17 protein-coding genes are annotated in these 20,219 nt (G+C 67.6%); 8 read left to right on the top strand and 9 right to left on the bottom strand.

Annotated elements, in window-relative coordinates:
• Nucleotides 1–167: 167 nt before the first annotated feature.
• Nucleotides 168–1,355 carry a TetR/AcrR family transcriptional regulator gene (locus tag B1818_RS10995; RefSeq protein ID WP_078112763.1) on the bottom strand — a complete coding sequence of 396 codons (1,188 nt, stop codon included), beginning with the start codon at nucleotides 1,353–1,355 and terminating at the stop codon, nucleotides 168–170.
• A gap of 202 nt (nucleotides 1,356–1,557) precedes the next feature.
• Here B1818_RS10995 and B1818_RS11000 point away from each other — a divergent pair, with 202 nt between their 5' ends.
• The 5 genes from B1818_RS11000 to B1818_RS11020 all read left to right on the top strand — a co-directional run bounded on the left by B1818_RS11000 (nucleotide 1,558) and on the right by B1818_RS11020 (nucleotide 6,923).
• Nucleotides 1,558–2,364 (top strand): enoyl-CoA hydratase-related protein, encoded by an 807-nt coding sequence (locus B1818_RS11000; protein WP_058252059.1) that lies wholly within the window; start codon nucleotides 1,558–1,560, stop codon nucleotides 2,362–2,364.
• Nucleotides 2,365–2,446: 82 nt separating this feature from the next.
• The gene (fadD5, locus tag B1818_RS11005; RefSeq protein ID WP_078112764.1) at nucleotides 2,447–4,051 is read left to right on the top strand and encodes a fatty-acid--CoA ligase FadD5; all 1,605 of its coding nucleotides are present in this window, start codon (nucleotides 2,447–2,449) and stop codon (nucleotides 4,049–4,051) included.
• Nucleotides 4,052–4,303: 252 nt separating this feature from the next.
• A complete protein-coding gene (locus B1818_RS11010; RefSeq protein ID WP_065630090.1) occupies nucleotides 4,304–5,434 on the top strand; it encodes an NDMA-dependent alcohol dehydrogenase in 1,131 nt (376 codons plus the stop codon).
• Between the two features lie 23 nt (nucleotides 5,435–5,457).
• Entirely contained in the window at nucleotides 5,458–6,276 is an 819-nt protein-coding gene (locus tag B1818_RS11015; protein ID WP_078112765.1) for a serine hydrolase, read from the top strand.
• A gap of 128 nt (nucleotides 6,277–6,404) precedes the next feature.
• Complete coding sequence (locus tag B1818_RS11020) at nucleotides 6,405–6,923, top strand: DUF3145 domain-containing protein (protein WP_010841193.1); 519 nt, start codon at nucleotides 6,405–6,407, stop codon at nucleotides 6,921–6,923.
• 73 nt (nucleotides 6,924–6,996) lie between these two features.
• Here the strand turns inward: B1818_RS11020 and B1818_RS11025 are convergent, their stop codons facing one another.
• From B1818_RS11025 to aceE, 6 genes are all read right to left on the bottom strand, one after another.
• The gene (locus tag B1818_RS11025) at nucleotides 6,997–8,448 is read right to left on the bottom strand and encodes an acyl-CoA carboxylase subunit beta (protein WP_078112766.1); all 1,452 of its coding nucleotides are present in this window, start codon (nucleotides 8,446–8,448) and stop codon (nucleotides 6,997–6,999) included.
• A gap of 37 nt (nucleotides 8,449–8,485) precedes the next feature.
• Nucleotides 8,486–9,754 carry a KasA/KasB family beta-ketoacyl-ACP synthase gene (locus B1818_RS11030; RefSeq protein ID WP_058252054.1) on the bottom strand — a complete coding sequence of 423 codons (1,269 nt, stop codon included), beginning with the start codon at nucleotides 9,752–9,754 and terminating at the stop codon, nucleotides 8,486–8,488.
• Nucleotides 9,754–10,056: a meromycolate extension acyl carrier protein AcpM gene (acpM, locus tag B1818_RS11035; protein WP_058252053.1), complete on the bottom strand. Its 303-nt coding sequence runs from the start codon at nucleotides 10,054–10,056 to the stop codon at nucleotides 9,754–9,756. Before acpM ends, B1818_RS11030 begins: the two co-directional genes overlap by 1 nt.
• A 131-nt stretch (nucleotides 10,057–10,187) precedes the next feature.
• Complete coding sequence (locus B1818_RS11040; protein WP_058252052.1) at nucleotides 10,188–11,096, bottom strand: ACP S-malonyltransferase; 909 nt, start codon at nucleotides 11,094–11,096, stop codon at nucleotides 10,188–10,190.
• A 195-nt stretch (nucleotides 11,097–11,291) separates the two neighbouring features.
• Nucleotides 11,292–12,563: a CdaR family transcriptional regulator gene (locus tag B1818_RS11045; RefSeq protein ID WP_058252051.1), complete on the bottom strand. Its 1,272-nt coding sequence runs from the start codon at nucleotides 12,561–12,563 to the stop codon at nucleotides 11,292–11,294.
• A gap of 77 nt (nucleotides 12,564–12,640) precedes the next feature.
• A complete protein-coding gene (aceE, locus tag B1818_RS11050) occupies nucleotides 12,641–15,520 on the bottom strand; it encodes a pyruvate dehydrogenase (acetyl-transferring), homodimeric type (protein ID WP_058252050.1) in 2,880 nt (959 codons plus the stop codon).
• Between the two features lie 151 nt (nucleotides 15,521–15,671).
• Here aceE and B1818_RS11055 point away from each other — a divergent pair, with 151 nt between their 5' ends.
• The 3 genes from B1818_RS11055 to B1818_RS11065 all read left to right on the top strand — a co-directional run bounded on the left by B1818_RS11055 (nucleotide 15,672) and on the right by B1818_RS11065 (nucleotide 17,433).
• Nucleotides 15,672–16,292, top strand: coding sequence for a hypothetical protein (locus B1818_RS11055; RefSeq protein WP_078112767.1), 621 nt, complete (start codon nucleotides 15,672–15,674; stop codon nucleotides 16,290–16,292).
• Between the two features lie 239 nt (nucleotides 16,293–16,531).
• Nucleotides 16,532–16,954 (top strand): DUF3052 domain-containing protein, encoded by a 423-nt coding sequence (locus B1818_RS11060; protein WP_058252048.1) that lies wholly within the window; start codon nucleotides 16,532–16,534, stop codon nucleotides 16,952–16,954.
• A complete protein-coding gene (locus tag B1818_RS11065) occupies nucleotides 16,951–17,433 on the top strand; it encodes a peroxiredoxin (protein WP_068971527.1) in 483 nt (160 codons plus the stop codon). Before B1818_RS11060 ends, B1818_RS11065 begins: the two co-directional genes overlap by 4 nt.
• On the opposite strand, the gene B1818_RS11070 is transcribed toward B1818_RS11065, so the two are convergent.
• Both B1818_RS11070 and B1818_RS11075 read right to left on the bottom strand, forming a co-directional pair.
• Nucleotides 17,423–18,313, bottom strand: a complete 891-nt coding sequence (locus B1818_RS11070) for a serine/threonine-protein kinase (RefSeq protein WP_078112768.1) — start codon at nucleotides 18,311–18,313, stop codon at nucleotides 17,423–17,425. The two genes, B1818_RS11065 and B1818_RS11070, sit on opposite strands and share 11 nt — an antisense overlap.
• Nucleotides 18,310–20,076, bottom strand: a complete 1,767-nt coding sequence (locus B1818_RS11075) for an ABC transporter ATP-binding protein (RefSeq protein WP_176455915.1) — start codon at nucleotides 20,074–20,076, stop codon at nucleotides 18,310–18,312. The genes B1818_RS11070 and B1818_RS11075 overlap by 4 nt, the downstream gene beginning before the upstream one ends.
• Nucleotides 20,077–20,219: the final 143 nt, after the last annotated feature.

The following is a 20,219-nucleotide window of genomic DNA, read 5'->3' on the forward strand; positions in this document are numbered from 1 at the left end:
ACCACACGCCCACAACACAATCAGACGATCACGCGCCCCAACCCACCCCACCTGAAACCCTTCCACGGATTCAGGCTCAGGGAGCAGTGGCACAGCACGTCTCTCGGGTTCTGCAGTTCTTTCGGATCAGGGAGCGAGGTTCGGCGTGCTTGCCGGTCATCAGATAGTCAGCCGTGCAACAGAATCCGCATCGCCAGTGCGTCGATCCGGTCGGGGGAGGGCGGTAGGGACTGACGCGACAGGTCGGTGACCACGTTCAGGGAAGCGTGTACGAGGAACCGCGCCTGCGAGAGCGACAGCTCGTCGCGGACGCGGGTGAGCCAGGTGGCGAACTCGTCCACGGTGATCCGCTGCTGGTTGCGTAGTTCCTCGCGTGCCTGTGGAGTCGTGTGCCCGATCTCGGTCTCGTAGATCGCGATGAGATCGGTTGCGCTGGATGATAACCGGACGTACGAGGCGACCATCGCGGCGATCGCCTCGCGGGGCGTGGTCGACGCCGCCAGCGCGTCGGAGATGGCCGACGTGACCCGGTCGGTCGCGCGCCAGAACGAGGCCTCGAGAATGGCGACCTTGCTGGGGAAGTGGCGGTACACGCCTGATGCCGGCAGGTCGGCCGCGTGTGCGATGTCCTCGATCGTCACGTCCCGGAACCCGCGGGCGGCGAACAGCTCGATCGCCTCGGTCAGGATGACCTCGCGCTTGGCGGCCGGGGCGAGTCCGGTCACCGACGGCGGCTCGGGGTCGGTCGGCTCTGGCAGCTCGACTTCGAGCAGGCCGATCGCGGCGGCCGACATCAACGCCGTCGCCTCGCGGGCCGGCAACGAGGCGCGATGCGTTGTCGGACTTGCCGCGACGCTGATCATTGCGGCGGCAACGAGATTGGCGTCGAGATCGGTCAGCGACGGGCGCAGCCGGCGGGCGGCGGCACGCACACGACGATGCTGGTGGACGACGACATCGCGGACGATCGCGGCGTCGGCGGGCTCGAGGTAGCGCGACTCCCACCGGTACAGCCCACCGCGGCGGCGATTGTCGAACGAGGTGGCGGTGATCGCCTCGAGGAGTGCGGGCAACTCCTCGGGCGACCCCTCCGGGACGGTGTCGAGAACGTCGCGCAGGCCGGTCGCGAGGTCGGCGGTGGTCTCGGCGAACAGTGCGTACTTGTTCGGGAAATGCCGGTACAGCGCCGGGGTGGAGATTCCGACGGCGTCGGCGATGTCGTCGAGCCGCACCGCGTGGTACCCGCCGTCGCTGAAGGCCTTCGCCGCGGCGTCGACGATCATGCGTCGCCGGTCGGCGGGACGGCGACGCCGGGCGCCGGTGTCCGGGCGCGACGTCTGCGGACGTGCGGTCATGACGACAGAGCCTATCCGGAGACCACGTTCTCGTGACAGATTTCGGCATCGACCGGCAAAACTGCAGGAGAGCCCGGCTTGCGGGTCTGGTAAGTTAACCGAGATTCTCGTGATCTGCGTCGCATTGTGGTAGTAATCTAGGCGATGGCACAGATGCGGGGGGCTGTGTCTACCGAGAAGCCGGCCTGGAGTGGGGGGAGCAGTGAGCGAAGAGATCACGCGCGGCGGAGTCATCACATCGGTGGACGACTCCGGGATCGGGCGCCTGACGATTTCTCGTCCGGAACGGATGAACGCCCTCGACGGCGGGGCCCATCAGGCGATCGAGGACACGTTGGCGGAGTGGTCGACTCGCGACGACGTCCGCGTGATCGTGCTCGACGGCGCGGGCGGCAGTTTCAGTGCGGGCGCCGATGTTCGGGGCTTCGCCGAACAGTCGACCGCGGGCGGCGCCTCCGGGTTCACTCCGACGCAGGCGCGTCAGATCATCTCCGGAGGTTCTGATCTCATCCGGGCCGTGCGTTCGGTCCCGGTCCCGGTCATCGCCTCGGTCGACGGTGCGGCCGCCGGGATCGGTGCGTCGCTCGCACTCGGTGCCGACCTCATCTACACGACGGCCAGGTCGTATTTCCTGCTCGCGTTCGTCAACATCGGTCTGATGCCCGACGGCGCGGCCTCGATGTCGTTCGCCACGGCCGTCGGCCGCGTGCGAGCCAACGAGCTGGCGCTGCTCGGTGAGAAGCTGCGTGCCGCAGAGGCTCTCGACGCCGGACTCGTCAACGGCGTCGTCGAGGACCGTGCCGCGCTCGACGAGGTGGTCGGCAAGGTCGCCCGCAAGCTCGCCGGCAAGAGCGCCGCGGCGCTCCGGCTCACGAAGGCCGCGCTCGACGCGCACACGATGTCCGGTTTCGAGGCCGCGATCGAACGAGAACTCGACGGCCAGACCGAACTGCTTCAGTCCCCGGAGTTCCAGGCGGCCATCACCGCGTTCGCCGGCGCCTCCAAGTGAGCACTGCGACACGTCGGAATCGCTGTACCACAACCGTTCCCGACCCCATCACCACCAGAGAGACAACGAGGAGACCGATCGTATGACCGCGACCGTCGACACCTTCAGCGACCTGGCCACCGAGCCGCTGCGTTCGCGCCGCAACCACTGGAACAACCAGATCCGCCGCCACGCCTTCATGACCCCGGACAAGGCGGCGCTGAAGTTCCTGGGCAACGTCACCACCTGGAAGGAACTCGACGAGCGCAGCCGCGCCTTCGCGGCCGCGCTGAGCCGCCGCGGCGTGCAGTTCGGCGATCGTGTGCTGATCGTCCTGCTCAACCGCTCGGAGTACGTCGAAGCGGTTCTGGGCGCGAACCTGATCGGGGCCATCCCCGTGCCGGTGAACATCCGGATGAGCCCGGCCGAGGTCGCGTTCCTCGTCAACGACAGCGGCGCGAAGGTGATCGTCACCGAGACCCTGCTCGCCCCGCTGGCCGACGCCGCGGCCGCCTCCACCGGAGCGATCGAGCACACCATCGTGGTCGGCGGTTCGGACAAGGACAACCACCTCGACTACGAGGCGCTCGTCGCCGAGGATTCGTCGGATCTCGAGGAGATCGACGTTCCCGAGGAGACCGTCGCGCTGATCATGTACACCTCGGGCACGACCGGAAAGCCCAAGGGCGCCATGCTCACCCACACGAACATGCAGGCGCAGGCGGTCACCTGTCTGCAGGCCCTGCAGACCCGTTCCGACGACATCGGCTCGTGTGTTGCCCCGATGTTCCACATCGCCGGCCTCGGCGCCATGGCGCCCCTGTTCTACATGGGCGCCCTCTCGGTGATCCATCCGCTCGGCGCGTTCGACCCCGACGACATGCTGGACACCATCGAGCGCGAGGGCACCACCTCGATCTTCCTGGTGCCCGCACAGTGGCAGGCCGTCTGTGCCGCGCAGCAGGCCAAGCCGCGTGATCTCAAGCTACGTGTGATCAGCTGGGGTGCGGCCCCGGCGTCGGACACCGTCCTGAACGCGATGAACGAGACCTTCCCGGAGGCGCTCAACGTCGCCGTCTTCGGACAGAGCGAGATGTCGCCGATCACCTGCGTACTCGAGGGCAAGGACGCCCTGCGCAAGATCGGCTCCATCGGCAAGGTCGTCCCGGCCGTGACCGCGCGCATCGTCGACCCCGAGGGCAACGACGTCGCGCAGGGTGAGGTCGGCGAGATCGTCTACCGCGGCCCGAACATGATGAAGGGGTACTGGCAGAACGAGCAGGGCACCGCCGACGCCTTCGCCGGCGGCTGGTTCCACTCCGGTGACCTGGTCCGTGCCGATGAGGAGGGCTTCCTCTACGTCGTCGACCGCGCCAAGGACATGATCATCTCCGGTGGCGAGAACATCTACTGCGCCGAGGTCGAGAACGTCCTCTTCGGTCATCCGAGCATCACCGAGGCGGCGATCATCGGTCGCGCACACGAGAAGTGGGGTGAGGTGCCGGTCGCAGTGGTCGTGCTCGCCGAAGGCGTCGAGGACCTGACGCTCGCCGACCTCGAGCCGTACCTCAACGAGAACCTCGCGCGGTTCAAGCATCCGAAGGACATCGTCATCGTCGACGAGTTGCCGCGCAACGCCGGTGGCAAGGTCGTCAAGCCGACCCTGCGCCAGAGCTACGGCAGCAAGGACGCCGGCCTGGCCGACTGACGCCGTCGTATCCACTGTCGTCGGACGCCTCGGCGACGTCGACACCCTCCGACCTGGGCGCGAGCACTCGCGCCCAGGTCGTCGTGGTCTCGTCCGTCCCGACCACCGCCGGCGTCGACGCGCCAAGAAACACGCACTAGAACACGTTCCAATTTTGTGGTTGAGTGACTACTGTCACGTCATGGCGGCAACCGTCGGAGTGAGTAGATCCTCCCGGTGCGAGACGTCGCCGGGTTCGAACGGAGGAGTTCAGTGAAGACAAAGGGTGCATTGCTGCGGGAGCACAACAAGCCGTGGGCGATCGAGGACATCGAGATCGGCGATCCCAAGGCCCACGAGATCAAGATCAAGATGGAAGCCGCCGGCATGTGCCACTCCGATCATCACCTGATGACCGGTGGCATCCCGATGGCCGGGTTCCCGATCCTCGGTGGTCACGAGGGTGCGGGCGTCGTGGCCGAGGTCGGTGAGGGAGTCACCGACTTCGAGGTCGGCGACCACGTCGTGCTGTCGTTCATCCCGTCGTGCGGCAAGTGTCCGTCGTGTCAGTCGGGAATGGCCAACCTGTGCGACTTCGGCGCCATGCTGCTGCAGGGTGAGGCGGTGTCGGACAACACCTTCCGGATCCAGACCGCCGCCGGCGAGAACGTCTACCCGATGACGCTGCTGGGCACCTTCGCGCCGTACATGGTCGTGCACGAGGCCTCGGCGGTGAAGATCGACAAGGACATCCCGTTCGAGGTCGCGGCGCTCTGCGGCTGTGGCATCCCCACCGGTTACGGCTCGTCGACCCGCAGCGGCGACGTACGACCGGGGGAGGACGTCGCGATCGTGGGTGTCGGCGGCGTGGGTACCGCGGCCCTACAGGGCGCGGTCATCTCCGGCGCCCGCAACCTGTTCGCCATCGACCCGGTGGAGTGGAAGCGGGAGCAGGCGCTCAAGTTCGGGGCCACCGCGGCCTTCGCAACGGTCGAAGAGGCGGCCATGGCGATCGCGGAGACCACTCACGGCGGCATGTGCCAGAAGGTGATCGTCACGGTCGGCGAGGTCCACGGCAAGGACGTCGACCTGTGGATGGGTATCACCGCCAAGGGTGGCACCTGCGTCCTCACCGGTATGGGCAACATGCTCGAGAGCGATGTCAACCTCAATCTCGCCATGCTGACCCTGCTCCAGAAGAATCTGCAGGGTTCGATCTTCGGCGGTGCCAACCCGAAGCTCGACATCCCACAGCTGCTGTCGATGTACAAGATCGGCAAGCTCAACATCGCCGACATGATCACCCGGCAGTACCGTCTGGACCAGATCAATGAGGGCTACCAGGACATGTTGGACGGCAAGAACATCCGCGGAGTCATCCGCTACACCGAAGAGGACTGGTGAGCACCCGGGTAACGTGACCCGATGTGTCTGTCCTTGATTCTCTGACGGAATGGCCCGTCGACCACGTGTCGGCGGCGATCATCACCCGCGACGGGGTCGCCGACCAGTTCGGCGACCCCGCTCGCGTCTACGAGCTCGCCTCGGTCACGAAGCCGCTGGTGGCCTACGCAGTGCTCGTCGCCGTCGAGGAGGGAGCCGTCGAGCTCGACGACCCGGCCGGTCCGTCGGGGTCGACCCTCGCCCACCTGCTCTCGCACGCGTCCGGCCTGGCCTACGACACCCGCGAGGTCGAGGCGCCGCCGGGGGAGCAGCGGATCTACTCGAGCGCCGGCTTCGAGGTGGCCTCCGAGGTCGTGGCCGAGGCGACCGGTATCGAGTTCGGCCGCTATCTCTCCGAAGCCGTCTGCGCGCCGCTGGAGATGTCGTCGACGACGCTCTACGGGCCGGCCGGGCATGCCGCCCGCTCGAGCGTGGCGGATCTGGCGGCCTTTGCCCGCGAGTTGCTGGATCCGCGCCTGCTGGCGCCGGAGACCTTCGGGACGCTGACGTCGGTGCGGTTCCCCGGACTCGACGGATTCGTCCCCGGGTACGGCAAGCACCGACCCAACGACTGGGGGATCGGCTTCGAGATCAGGTCCGAGAAGTCGCCGCACTGGACCGGGACGAGGAACTCCCCGCGGACGTTCGGGCACTTCGGTCAGGCCGGGACGTTTCTCTGGGTGGATCCGGCGCTCGACGCGGCCTGCGTCGTGCTGACGGATCGGCTCTTCGGACCATGGGCGAAGCCGCTGTGGAGCGAGTTCAACGATCGTGTCGTTGATGAACTCTCGTCACAGGACTGAATTTTTCTCGCAGGAGAAACTAGCGCAACACGTGCATCATGGGGCACAATTGACCCTACGAATGTGATATCCGCTGTCGCGAGGTGTGTTGGGGAAGACGTTCCTCGTCGACAACGGAGGTGAACAAGGTGCGCAATCTGAATCAGTTTGCGGACATGACAACAGGAGTGGTCTACATCCACTCGGCGCCGGTGGCGCTGTGCCCGCATGTGGAGTGGGCTCTGTCGTCGACCCTGAATGCGCGCGCCAACCTGAAATGGTCGGCACAGGATGCCGAACCCGGCATGCAGCGTGCCACTGTCGACTGGGCGGGTCCGGTCGGTACCGCGGCTCGTCTGGTGACGGCGCTGCGGGAGTGGTCGGCGCTGCGTTTCGAGGTGACCGAGAACCCCAGCGAGGGTGTCGACGGTGAACGGTTCTGCTACGTCCCGGGACTCGGCCTCTGGCGCGGCTCCACGAGCGCCAACGGCGACGTCATCATCGGCGAGAACCAGTTGCGTTCGATGATCGAATCGCAACCCGACAGCGCCGGTCTCGCCGGTGAACTCGAAGGCGCGCTCGGAACCGCGTGGGACAACGCGCTCGAGCAGTACCGCATGGGCGGTGCCGGCGCCGAGGTCACCTGGTTGCAGCAGCGGGTGGGTTAGCAGGGGGACGAACGACAACGAGACGTGCCCCGGTCCTCCTGGACCGGGGCACTTTCGTCGTCTGTGCGATGCCTCAGAGTGGGATGTTCTTGTGGCGGCCGCGGCGCGCTGGTGCCGCGGCGAGCGCCTCGGCGATGATGCTGCGAGTGTGCGCCGGGTCGATGATCTCGTCGACCACGCCGATGGATTGTGCGCGGCCGACACCGCCGGCGATCGCCTCGTGCTCGGCGGCGAGGCGGTCATGCAGGGCCTCACGCTCGTCGTCGGGCGCTGCGGCGAGAGCTTTCTTGTGCAGGATGCCCACCGCTGCCTTCGCGCCCATCACGGCGACCTCGGAGCCCGGCCAGGCGAACACCGCGGTGGCGCCGAGCGCACGCGAGTTCATCGCGATGTAGGCGCCGCCGTAGATCTTCCGGGTCACCAGCGTGACCCGGGGGACCGAGGCCTCGGCGAACGCGTGCAAGAGCTTCGCGCCGCGGCGGACGACGCCGTTCCACTCCTGGCCGACGCCGGGCAGGTAACCCGGCACGTCGGTGATGACGATGAGCGGGATGCCGAAGGCATCGCAGAGGCGGACGAAACGCGATGCCTTCTCCGCGCTCTCGGAGTTGAGGCAGCCGCCCATCCGCAGCGGATTGTTCGCGATGATACCGACGCTGCGTCCGGACAACCGGCCGAAGCCGACGACGATGTTCGGCGCCCATTTGGCTTGCAGCTCTTCGAAACTCGAGATCTGGGTCTCGCCGTCGGCCGCGACACAGGAGTCGAGCAACTGCTCGACGACCGGGTGGACGTCGTAGGCGCGCCGATTCGACTCCGGCAGCAGGGCCTTGAGGTCGGTGTCGCCGGCCCGGGCGTGTTCGCGGTCGAAATGTCCCTGCTGGGTGAACGTCGACACCAGACGTCGTGCACGCCACAGCGCGTCGGGCTCGGAGTCGGCGACGATGTGACAGACACCGGACTTCTTGCCGTGGGTGGTCGGGCCGCCCAGCGACTCCATGTCCACTTCTTCGCCGGTGACGCTCTTGACGACGTCCGGGCCGGTCACGAAGACCCGGCCGGCCGGCGCCATGATCACGACGTCGGTGAGCGCCGGGCCGTAGGCGGCGCCGCCGGCGGCGAAGCCGACGACCACCGAGATCTGCGGGATGTAGCCCGAGGCGCGCACCATCGCCTCGAAGACCTGCCCCACCGCGTGCAACGCCTCGACACCCTCGGCGAGGCGGGCGCCACCCGAGTGCCAGATGCCGATGACCGGCGCCTGTTCGGTGATGGCGGTGTCGATGGCGTTGACGATGTGCGCACACCCCACGACACCCATGGCGCCGCCCATGACGGTGCCGTCGGTGCAGTAGGAGACCGTACGGACCCCGTGCACCAGTCCGACGGCGGCCTGGACGCCCGACTTGTCGCGCGGATGGAGCAGCGACATCGTGCCTTCGTCGAAGAAGTTGGTGAGCCGCAACAGCGGGTCGCGGGGATCGGCGGCTTCTTCGCGGCCGGCAACGGGAGCCAAGGTCGTCATCGATGTCTCCTGGGTGTCGGGGGTGTGGCGGTGATGCTCAGTAGCGACCGAAGGCGAGCGCCACGTTGTGCCCACCGAAACCGAACGAGTTGTTGATCGCGTAATCGATCTGCCCGTACCGGGGTTCACCGTGCACGACGTCGATGTCGCATTCCGGGTCCAGGTTCTCGAGGTTGAGGGTCGGCGGGATGACGCCTTCCTCGACGCTCTTGATCGTCAGGACCGACTCGAGCGCCCCGACCGCACCGATGGAGTGTCCGAGCGCGGACTTCGGCGCGTACACCGCAGCATGCTGTCCGATGGCGGCGAGGATGCCCGCGGCCTCGGCGGTGTCGCCGATGGGGGTCGACGTCGCGTGCGCGTTGATGTGGGTGATGTCGGAGCGCTGCAGACCAGCGGTCTGCAGGGCCCGGGTCATGGCCCGCGCGTTGCCCTGACCACTCGGGTCGGGGGCGACGAGGTGGAATCCGTCGGAGGTGATGCCGGTACCGAGCAGGCGGGCGTGGATATGTGCACCGCGTGCGCGGGCGTGTTCCTCGCGTTCGAGGATCAGCATCGCCGAACCCTCGCCGAACACGAAACCGTCGCGATCCTTGTCGAACGGTCGCGACGCCGCTGCGGGGTCCTCGTTACGGGTGCTCATCGCCCGCATCATCGAGAACGCGGCGATCGGCACCGCGTCGATGTGACCCTCGACGCCGCCGGTGACGACCATGTCGGCGTCACCCATGACGATGTGTCGCCAGGCGTGCGCGATGGCCTCGGCGCCCGACGAACAGGCCGAGACGGGGGTGATCACGCCGGCGCGTGCGCCGACGTTGAGTCCCGCGACGGCCGCCGGTCCGTTCGGCATCGCCATCGAGACGGCGAGCGGGGACACCTTGCGGTAGTTGCCGGTGCCCTCCATGGCCTGGACTGCGTCGACCATCGCGTCGGAGCCACCCTGACCGGTGCCGATGACGACCGCGAGGCGGTCCTTGTCGACGTCGGGTTCGCCGGCCTGCGCCCAGAGGCGCTTGCTCATGACGTGGGAGATGCGCTCGACGTAGGCCATCCGCCGGGATTCGATGCGCGTGACCTCCTCGGCGGGATCCTGGAGGAGACGACCACCGATGCGCACCGGGAGGTTGTACTTGGTGATGAAGTCGTCGGTCAGCTCACGGATGCCCGATTCGCCGGCCAGCAGGTTCTTCCAGGTCGAGTCGAGATCCCCACCCAACGAGGTGGTGGCCACCATGGAGGTGACCACCACACTCGGGAAGTTCCCACCCAGCGTGGAGTACTCGCGGAGGGAAGAGGGGGTCATCAGGCCTCGTCTGCCTCGACCTGCGCCTTGATGGCAGCTGCGGCCTCGGGGTTCTCGCTCTCGAGCTTCTGGATGTAGGCGACCGCGTCACCGACGGTACGCAGGCCGGCCAGATCCTCGTCGGGGATCTTGACGCCGTACTTGTCCTCGGTCTGGACCGCGATCTCGACCATGGACAGCGAGTCGATGTCCAGGTCGTCGACGAACGACTTCTCGAGGGTCACCTCGGACGGCTCGATGCCGGTGACTTCCTCGATGATCTCGGCGATGCCGGCAATGAGTTGTTCCTGGGTGGCAGCCACTGTGTGGTTCCCTTTCGTCTTCCTACGTGGATGTGAGATTTCCGGAGCGCAGCACGGACGGAGAAGTCCGCGCGCTTGGACACGCCGACATTGAAGCCGACGTTCCGGGGGTCGCGGACTACCCGCGACCGCTATCCAAGTTCAATGATCTTCGCGATGTCGCCGGGCTCCTTGAGCGCCAGCGCGGGGGTGCCCTTGAGCTCGCGCTTCGCGATGCCCACCAGCGTCCCTGCCGGGGGCAGTTCCACCAGGGCGTGTGCCGAGTGGTCTCGCAGGTACGCCGAGCACAGATCCCAGCGGACCGGCCTGGTCACCTGTCCCACCAGCTTGGCCAGCGCGTCGGCGCCGTTCGTGACCGGCTGTCCGTCGGAGTTCGACAGCAGGGTCCGGGTGGGATCGGCGGGCGTGATGCGGGCGGCGGCTGCGGCGACGGCGTCCTGCGCCGGGGCCATGAAGTGCGTGTGGAACGCGCCGGCGACCGCGAGCTTGCGGATCCGGGCCTTCTCCGGCGGCGAGGCGATCAGCTCGTCGATCTGCGCGACCGCGCCGGCGGCGACGATCTGCCCGGCGGCGTTGCGGTTGGCGGGGACGAGATCGAGTTCGTCGAGACGTGCGAGGACGGCCGCCTCGTCGCCCCCGAGGACCGCGGCCATGGTCGTGGGCTGCAGGGCGCACGCCTTCGCCATCTCCGAGCCGCGCAGCGCGGCCAGCGTGACGGCCTCGTCGGCCGAGATGACACCGGTGATCGCGGCGGCGGCGAGTTCGCCGACCGAGTGGCCGGCGACCACGGCGTCGGCGGGCAGTTCACCGTGCTTGCGCACCTCGTCGTAGGCCAGCAGTGCGGCGACGACGACGAGCGGCTGGGTCACTGCGGTGTCGGTGATCTCCTCCGCCGTGGCGGTGGTGCCGAGGCGTTCGAGGTCCAGACGGGTCTGTTTGGACCAGGTGGCGATCTGGTCACGCGCGCCCGGCAATTCGAGCCATGGCGTGAGCATGCCGGGTGTCTGAGATCCCTGTCCGGGAGCAAGCATCGAAAGCACGTGACCAGAGAACACCCTTTACCCGTGGGATGTGGGTGTGGAGAAGCATGAAGCTTGTCGCGGGCTTTTGTGGGGTTCCCACAAAGGAGACCTAGAGGTCACCTGGTTCGTCATCAGTCTGAGATTTGTTACCGAACCGTGTTCTTAAGGCTCCAATCAGCACAAACGGTGAATCGGACATGAAACCCGTGTGACTCATGTGGCAGATGTTGGCGATTTGTGCCGGAAGTGTGTCAGTCGACCCACCGTCGACGCGACCCTCAGAACGTAGGCGTCGCGCGGGTTAGTTGGGTCACGTCCTGTGATTTCCGAAATTTTCTTCAGTCGGTATCGAACCGTATTTGGATGGATGTACAGAATTCGGGCGCAGGACTCGACCGAGCCGCCGGAGTCGAGGTAGGCCTCGAGAGTGGTGGTCAACGTCGCACCGCCCTCGGCGAGCGGCTGGACGAGGGATTCGATCAAAGCGGTCATCGCTGACTCGTCGCCGTTGAGCGCGCGCTCGGGTAGCAGTTCGAGACTGTGGACCGGCCGCGGTGCGCTCGGCCAGCCGGCCACCGCCTCGATCCCGGCCATGGCCTCGGTGGCACTCGAGTGCGCGCTGCCGAGGTTCGGCATGGTCGGACCGATCACCACCGGACCGTCGGCGAAGTGGGAGAGCAGTGCGCCGACGAACTTCTCGGTCGGACGGGCGGGACCGCTCACGATGGCCACCAGCACCGAACCCTGCACCACCGACAGGGCCGACCGGTCGAAGGACTTGGCCGTGTTGTGGATCGCCAGTGGCACCGACACGTTCTGTTCCGGCGGCGGCGTCCCGACTATCACGGTGGCCGGCGCATCCGAGTCCCAGTTGAGCGCCGCTGCGCGAGAGAGTAATTGCGGCCCGGTGTCGCCGCGGACCACCGCGTCGACGACGAGGGCCTCGAGTCGGGAGTCCCACGCTCCGCGTGATTCCGCGGCCGAGGCGTAGATCGCCGCCGCGGCGAAACCGATCTCGCGTCCGTAGCGCAGCACCGACTCGGTCAGCGCACGGAGCTGGGCATCGTTGCGGGCGAGGAGCGGCAGCCACTTCTCGAAGAACTCCATGGCCACGCGGACCATCTCGACGGTCTGCAGCAGCGTGATGCGGCGGGCGAGGTCCTGCGGGACCACCTGGAAGGCCTGGACCGTGAACTTCACGTTGCCCTCGGGGTCCTGGATCCACTCGACGAAGTTGACCACCGCGGTCTGCACGACGAGTTGCACACTCGCGCGCTGCGCAGCGTCGAGGTCGGAGAAATAGGGCAGCTGGTCCTGCATCGAATGGACCGCCTCGGTGGCGAGTCGGCCGCTGTACTGCTTGACCCGCCGGAGAAGCGTGTCCGGCAGCGCGTCGTGCACGGTGGCGGGTGCCGGTACGTGCGCGCCCCGCTCACCGAACACGTCAGCCGGTGGCTGCTTCCTGTTCACGCGCGCATCGGACACGACCTCAATCTAGCCCCTCGGCCGGAGTGGGTTCCCCGACCGAGGCGAGTGGAGGCCGTGTCCGTCGGCGCGACCGGTCAGGCGACTCCCGGATCGCTGGTCTGCTCGGGTGCGGCCGAGACGTCGTCGATCTGGTACTTGTCGGCGGCCTGCTTGGCCACCGACATCTCGATGTTGCCGTCCCGGGCGAGCGCGACGAGCACCGCGACGACGATGGACTCGGCATCGACGTTGAAGAACCGTCGCGCCGCCGGACGCGTGTCGGAGAACCCGAACCCGTCCGTCCCCAGCGTGAGGTAGGTGCCCGGGAGGTATGCCCGGATCTGCTCCTGCACTCCGCGCATGTAGTCGCTGACACCGACGAACGGGCCGGCGGCGTCGGCGAGCAGCTCGGTCAGGTACGCCGGTGCCGGCTCGGCGGCCGGATCGCGCAGTACCTCGCGGTCGGCGCGGATCCCGTCCCGGGCGAGCTCGCTCCACGACGTGACCGAGTAGACGTCGGCGCCGACGTTCCATTCCTCCGCGAGCATGTCGGCGGCGCGCAGTGCGTCGGGCATGGTCACACCGGACACGAGGATGTTGGCCGGGTGTTCCGTGCCCTCCGGCGCCTTCTGGAACCGGTACGCGCCCTTGACGATGCCGGTCGGGTCGAGTCCCTCGGGCTTCGCCGGCTGACTGATCGGCTCGTTGTAGACGGTCAGGTAGTAGAAGACGTTCTCCGGGTCCTCGCCGAACATGCGCTCCATACCGCTCTCGACGATGTGGCCCAGTTCGTAGGCGAACGCCGGATCATAGGAGACAACGGCGGGGTTGGTCGCGGCGAGCAGCGGCGAATGCCCGTCGGCGTGCTGCAAGCCCTCGCCGGTCAGCGTGGTGCGGCCCGCGGTCGCGCCGATGATGAAGCCGCGCGCCATCTGGTCGGCGGCGGCCCAGAAGCTGTCACCGGTGCGCTGGAAGCCGAACATCGAATAGAAGATGTACAGCGGGATCATCGGCTCGTCGTGGGTCGAGTACGACGTGCCGACCGCGGCGAAGCTGGCTGCCGACCCGGCCTCGTTGATGCCCTCGTGCAGGATCTGCCCCTCCGGGCTCTCCTTGTAGGCGAGCATCAGCTCGGCGTCGACCGAGGTGTAGAGCTGTCCGTTGCGGTTGTAGATCTTGAGGGTCGGGAACCACGAGTCCATACCGAAGGTCCGCGCCTCGTCCGGGATGATCGGCACGATCCGCTTGCCGACCTCCTTGTCGCGCAACAGATCCTTGAACACGCGCACGAGCGCCATGGTGGTCGCGACCTGCTGCTTGCCCGAGCCCTTCGCGGTGGCCTTCAGTGCCGAACTCATGTCGGCCTTCAGCACCTTCGCCTTGGTGCGGCGGCTCGGCAGGAAGCCGCCGAGGGTCTTGCGCCGGTCGAGCATGTACTGCAGCTCCGGCGAGTCCTTGCCGGGGTTGTAATACGGCGGCAGGTACGGGTCCTTCTCGAGCTGCTCGTCGGTGATCGGGATGCGAGTGCTGTCGCGGAAGGCCTTCAGGTCGTCGAGCGTCAGCTTCTTCATCTGGTGCGTCGCGTTGCGGCCCTCGAAGTGCTTGCCGAGCGTATAGCCCTTGATGGTGTGGGCCAGGATGACCGTCGGCTGTCCCTTGTGGGTCATCGCCGCGGCGTAGGCGGCGTGGATCTTGCGGTAGTCGTGGCCGCCGCGCTTCAGATTCCAGATGTCGGCGTCGGAGAGGTCCTTGACGAGTTCCTTCGTGCGCGGGTCGCGGTTGAAGAAGTGCTCGCGGACGAACGCGCCGTCGTTGGCCTTGTAGGTCTGGAAGTCGCCGTCGGGGGTGGTGTTCATCAGGTTGACCAGCGCGCCGTCACGGTCGGCGTGCAGCAACGAGTCCCACTCGCGGCCCCAGATGACCTTGATGACGTTCCAGCCCGCACCGCGGAAGAACGACTCGAGCTCCTGGATGATCTTGCCGTTGCCGCGCACGGGGCCGTCGAGACGCTGCAGGTTGCAGTTGATGACGAAGGTCAGGTTGTCGAGGCCCTCGGTGGCCGCGAAGCTGGCGAAGCCGCGCGATTCCGGCTCGTCCATCTCGCCGTCGCCGAGGAAGGCCCACACGTGCTGGTCGGAGGTGTCCTTGATGCCGCGGTCGTGCAGGTAGTGGTTGAACCGCGCCTGGTAGACGGCATTCATGGGGCCGATGCCCATCGACACCGTCGGGAACTCCCAGAAGTCCGGCATCAGTCGCGGGTGCGGGTACGACGGCAGGCCGCCGCCCTCGCCGGCGTGGCTGTGCTCCTGCCGGAACCCGTCCATGCGGGCCTCGTCGATGCGGCCCTCGAGGTAGGCGCGGGCATAGATGCCCGGGGAGGCGTGGCCCTGGATGAAGATGTGGTCGCCGCCGCCGGAATGGTCCTTGCCGCGGAAGAAGTGGTTGAAGCCGACCTCGTACAGCGACGCCGACGAGGCGTAGGTGGAGATGTGGCCGCCCACACCGACGCCCGGGCGCTGTGCGCGGTGCACCATGATCGCGGCGTTCCACCGGATCATCTGGCGGAAACGGCGTTCGACGTCCTCGTCACCGGGGAACCAGGGTTCGGCCTCGGTGGGGATGGTGTTGACGTAGTCGGTGGAGGTGAGCGCGGGGATCGACACCCGCTTCTCGCCGGCGCGTTCGAGCAGACGCAACATCAGGTACCGGGCACGACCGGGGCCCGCGGCGTCGAGGAGGGCGTCGAACGAGTCGAGCCACTCGTCGGTCTCGTCGGGGTCGATGTCGGGCAGATAGGACGCGACTCCTTCACGGATGACCCGGACTCGTTGTCCGGCGGCACGTCCGTTCGAGCTGGGGCCGGTGTTCCCGGCGGCGCTCGGCGAGACGTCCTGTGTCGCTTGGTCCATCTGGTTGGTCACGGTGATGCCTACTCCCTCTGACAGGCCGAACTCGGGGTGGTGGTCCGACCGCATGGCGTCGGCACCGCACTCCGATGTGGTGCGGCGCCTACCCTCATCGTGCCCCATGTGGGGTGGCTTGGCACCGGGTGGATCCGTGTCGCGTGTCCCGATCGGCGTGATGCGGTAGCGTCCAGAAACGGTTACTGACCAGTAGGGGGAGTGGATGCCGGATCGAGGAGGCGCGGCCGACGGGCGGCGCCGGGGTCGTGCCGTCCGGTCGGCGACCGCGGCCACGATCGCACTCGGCGCGGCCCTGTCGGGGGCGTGCGCGTCGACCGTCGATGGCGCAGGGGCGCCGGCGCCCGGCGAGGTGGCGGTGTACCGCTCCGAACTGTCCGCCTCGGCGGCCGCGGAGGTGCGTGCCGAGGGTGTCGAGCTCTGCCGCGAGTCGATGGCGTCGATGGTCGTGATGGTCCGCGGGTTCAACGCCTTCGTCGCCCGGCTGAACGCGGCGCAGACCTACGCCGGGGTCGGGGATCTCGACGAGAAGGCACGTGCCAGTCTCATCGCCGGTGCCGACGGGATCCGCCCCAAGATCACCGAGACGTCGCCGGCGGCCGTCTCCACGCCGGCGCGGGCGTTCCTCGCGTCGACCGCGCGCCTCGAGAACGCGATCAGTCGCGAACTGCGTGCCGGCCTGAACCCGGTGTCGAGCGAGTGGTCTCGCACCAAACAGCGCCTGCTCGATGTGTGCGGTACCTACACGCCGCTCCCGGCCACGTCCTCGGCCACACCTCGACCGTCGGTTCCCGCCACGTCGTCGGCCGAGCGACCCGGGGGTTGACGGCGCCGTCCGCCTTGCGCCGCTGGATACGGTTTGTTCCGCCCCGCTGTGGGTAACGATCGGGCGGGTCGGTCACGGAACCGGTGCGAAACGCCCGAAATCCCTGACGGCGTTCGGCTTGCAATGTGAGGCTCTAGGCTGTTGCCTATGCTGACAGGCGAACGGCGTGCGGGAGCGCACGCGGATTCGCCACAGACGACGCACAGAACGATCCACGAATCTTCAGGAGGTCACGCGCGGTGGTAGCCGCCACAGACGGTAGCAACGCCCAGAAACTGGGCTTGACCGCAGGCTTGGTCGTGCAGGAACTCGGCTGGGACGAGGACACCGACGACGAACTGCGCGCTGACATCGAGGACGCGATCGACGCCGAGATGGTCGACGAGGATGCCGATGACGTCGTCGACGTCGTGGTCCTCTGGTGGCGCGACGGCGACGGCGACCTCGTCGACGCCCTCATGGATGCGATCGGTCCGCTCGCCGAAGACGGTTTCGTGTGGGTGTTGTCGCCGAAGACCGGCAAGTCCGGCTACGTCGATCCGAGTGAGATCGCCGAGGCGGCCCCGACCGCGGGACTCACCCAGACGTCGGCCATCAGCCTCGGTGACTGGTCGGCGGCCCGACTGGTCCAGCCCAAGGCCCGCGCGGGCAAGAAAGCATGAGCGGTGCTCTGCCTTCTGCGCCCCTGACCGTCGGTGACCGGGCCCCGGATTTCGCCCTGCGCGACCAGAACAACCAGCTCGTGTCGCTGTCGACCCTGCGAGCCGACCGCAACGTGCTCGTCGTGTTCTTCCCGCTCGCGTTCACCGGTACCTGCCAGGGCGAGCTCGGCTACATCCGCGACCAGCAGCCCCGTTTCGACAACGACGACGTGACCACGGTGACCATCTCGGTCGGACCCTCTCCCACGCACAAGGTGTGGTCCGCCGCGCAGGGTTTCCTGTTCCCGCTGCTGTCCGACTTCTGGCCGCACGGCGACACCGCGCGCGCCTACGGGGTGTTCAACGAGGACCGCGGCTACGCGAACCGCGGGACCTTTCTCGTCGATCGGGACGGCACGATCGTCTTCGCCGACATGGTCGGTCCCGGCGAGGTGCGCGAGAACGCCGTCTGGGACAAGGCACTCGGCGTCATCGGCTGAGTCGGCGCTTCTCCGCATCCCGCGCGATCGAGTCGAGTCGGTGCCATACGGAGTCCATCCCAGGTCGCTGCTCGGGTTCGAGATCCAGCATCCGGTCGAGCAGTTCGGCCAGAACATCGGGTAGAGCGCGGTTCGTCGAAAATCCGGAGTCGCGCGTCGTGGCCGACGTCGCGCGACGCAGAGTGCGCAGGCGTCGGATGCCCCGTTCGGACCACGGCGGGACCGCGCCGTATGGTCGTCGCCCCGTCAATGCCTCGAAGAGGGTGACGCCCAGGGCGAAGACATCCGCCGCCGGGGTCAGGGCGACGTCGACGGCCTGCTCGGGCGGCAGGTAACCGCGCGTGCCCGAGCCGTCTCGGCGCTCTCCGGGACGGCCGAGCAGCCCGAGATCGATGAGGATCGCCTGCCCGCCGTGCACGATGATGTTCGAGGGCTTCACATCCAGGTGAATCCAGCTGTGGCAGTGCAGGTATCGCAGCGCGGATGCCATCTGCACGCCGAGCTGCACCACGTCGTCGACACTCAGCGGGCCGTTCTCGATCACCCCATCCAGGGTGGCGCCGGGGATCGTCTGCATGGTGAAACCGATCAGACCAGACTCGTCCCGGGGGAGCATGCCGTAGCCGCGCACGAGATGCGGGTGGGCGAGTTCGGCGAGCGCGCGTCCCTCCCGACGGACGGACTCCGCGACCTCCTCATCGTGGCGTCGATGCCGTCGGATGACCTTGAGGATGCATCCTGTGCGGCGGTCGGTGTCGAACGCGTCCCAGGTGACGGTGCGCTTGCCGACGGCCAACGGGGCAAGTGGTTCGACACCGGGGAAACGTGGTGTCGGGTCGTCGGTGCCGTTGCGCTGCAACAGGTCTGACAGTTGCCTCATCGAACGTCACTCGCCGATGTGATCAGTCGGGTGCCGACGGATTCGACGGCGGGCAGCTCGATCACCCGATCGACGTGGTCGAGGACGACCGGGTCGTGGGTCAGGATCAACAGACTCCGATCCCGGTGCTCGGTCAGCGAGCGCATCAGGCGATGGGCGCCCGCCGGGTCGAGTCCGGTGGTCGGCTCGTCGAGGATGAGCAATCCGCCACCGTGGAGAAGTCCGCGTGCCACGTTGAGCCGTTGTCGTTGTCCGCCGGACAGGGTGCGGCCCCGCTGTCCGATGCGGGTGTCGTACCCGTCTGGGAGCCGGGTGATGAAGTCGTGGGCGTCGGCGCGTCGAGCGGCCGCGACGATGTCCGCACGGGTGGCGCCGGGTTCGCCGAAGGCGATGTTCTCGGCGACAGTCGCGTCGGACAGCAACATCTCCTGGGCGACGACGGCGACCGAGGCGCGGATCGACTCTCGCGTCACGAGAGCGAGATCGTTGTCGCCCAATCGAACCGTTCCCGAATGCGGTTGCAGGGAACCGTCGAGCAGGCGGGTCAACGTCGTCTTGCCCGCCCCGCTGCCGCCGACCACTGCGACGCGTTCACCGGGTTCGATCGTGAGGTCGAGGTCGTGCACGGCGTCGACGTCCCGGCCGGGATAGCGCGCGTGGACGTTTCGGAGCGCGACGCCCGCGGCCTCGGCCGGCAGTGCGACGGCGTGGGGCGGATCGGCCATGGTGGGCTCGTCGAGCAGTTCCTGTACCCGCTCGATGCCGGCGGTCGCGGCGAACAGCGAGGGCAGGAGGTTGCCGAGGTCGCGCACCGGGCGATAACAGCTCCCCAGGAGGGCCAGGAACGCCAGGACTTCGCCCAGGGTCATCCGCTGGGTGGCCAGGGCCCAGACGCCGAGCCCGATGACCACGAGGACGCCGAGGAGTTCGAACAGGCCGACCATCGGCAGGAACACGGCACGGACCCGGCTGGCGACCAGCTCGGCGTCCATGATGGCAACATTCTGGCGCTCGTAGCGCGCGATCGCCGTGGCCTCCTGGTTGTACCCCTGCACGAGGGCGGCATTGGCGAGGTGTTCCTCGGTGATCGCGCTGAGGGACCCGGCCCGACGCCGCCGTTCGCGTGATGCGGACTTGGTGTATTCGGCGAATCGGGTTGCGGCCCAGAAGAACAGCGGTACGACGACCATCGCCGCCAGGGCGAGGAGGAGATCCATCCAGAGGAGGGCGGCCACATAGATGATCAGGGTCGCCGCTTGGCGGAAGCCCCAGGTCAGGTGACGGACCATGAACGACTCGACCGTGCCGATGTCGGAGGTGAGACGGCTCATCACATCGCCGAGCCGCAGATGGTCGAGTCGGTGTGCGGGCAGTGCCAACACGTGCGCGAACGCGTCGCGCCGCAACGTGGTGAGGAACCTCTGGGAGATCCAGGTACCCAGATAGTCGTCGGCGCCGTCGACTACCGCGGCCAGCAGGTTGAGCCCGACGTAGATCGCCGTGATGTAAGGGAAGGGGCCGAGGTCCGCAGGCACCAGCACGTCGTCGACGAGACGCTCGAACAGCGCGATCTCGGCGACGGCGATCAGGGCGGGGATCACCGACAGCATCAGGCTGAGCAGGAGCCACCACCGGAGCGTGCGCAACCGCGGCCAGAACGTGCGGAAGATCTGCAGGACGGTCAGGGTCGCGGAGTGCTGGACGAGGGGCTGATCGTCGGCGCGGGGTCGTAGCAGCGCGAAGAACGGTGACGGCGAGGGCATGACGGAGACGTCCATCCGGGTTCGTGGTGGTGGTCGTGCTCGCGGTTGCGAGAGCGGGCGGGCGGGTGGCCCGATCTGCTTCGGGGGAACAGATCGGGCCGCACCGCCTAATCGGTGGTGGTGACCGGCGGGCGACGACGCGG

This window comes from Gordonia sp. IITR100, from assembly GCF_002009645.1.
Lineage (GTDB): Bacteria > Actinomycetota > Actinomycetes > Mycobacteriales > Mycobacteriaceae > Gordonia > Gordonia hongkongensis.

Excerpts from the sequence above, each read along its gene's own strand:
- B1818_RS11025 (WP_078112766.1), bottom strand. The coding sequence starts at position 8,448 with ATGACGACCTTGGCTCCCGTTGCCGGCCGCGAAGAAGCCGCCGATCCC.
- B1818_RS11075 (WP_176455915.1), bottom strand. The coding sequence starts at position 20,076 with ATGCCCTCGCCGTCACCGTTCTTCGCGCTGCTACGACCCCGCGCCGAC.
- B1818_RS11070 (WP_078112768.1), bottom strand. The coding sequence starts at position 18,313 with ATGAGGCAACTGTCAGACCTGTTGCAGCGCAACGGCACCGACGACCCG.
- fadD5 (WP_078112764.1), top strand. The coding sequence starts at position 2,447 with ATGACCGCGACCGTCGACACCTTCAGCGACCTGGCCACCGAGCCGCTG.
- B1818_RS11055 (WP_078112767.1), top strand. The coding sequence starts at position 15,672 with ATGCCGGATCGAGGAGGCGCGGCCGACGGGCGGCGCCGGGGTCGTGCC.
- B1818_RS11065 (WP_068971527.1), top strand. The coding sequence starts at position 16,951 with ATGAGCGGTGCTCTGCCTTCTGCGCCCCTGACCGTCGGTGACCGGGCC.
- B1818_RS11030 (WP_058252054.1), bottom strand. The coding sequence starts at position 9,754 with ATGACCCCCTCTTCCCTCCGCGAGTACTCCACGCTGGGTGGGAACTTC.
- aceE (WP_058252050.1), bottom strand. The coding sequence starts at position 15,520 with ATGCGGTCGGACCACCACCCCGAGTTCGGCCTGTCAGAGGGAGTAGGC.
- B1818_RS10995 (WP_078112763.1), bottom strand. The coding sequence starts at position 1,355 with ATGACCGCACGTCCGCAGACGTCGCGCCCGGACACCGGCGCCCGGCGT.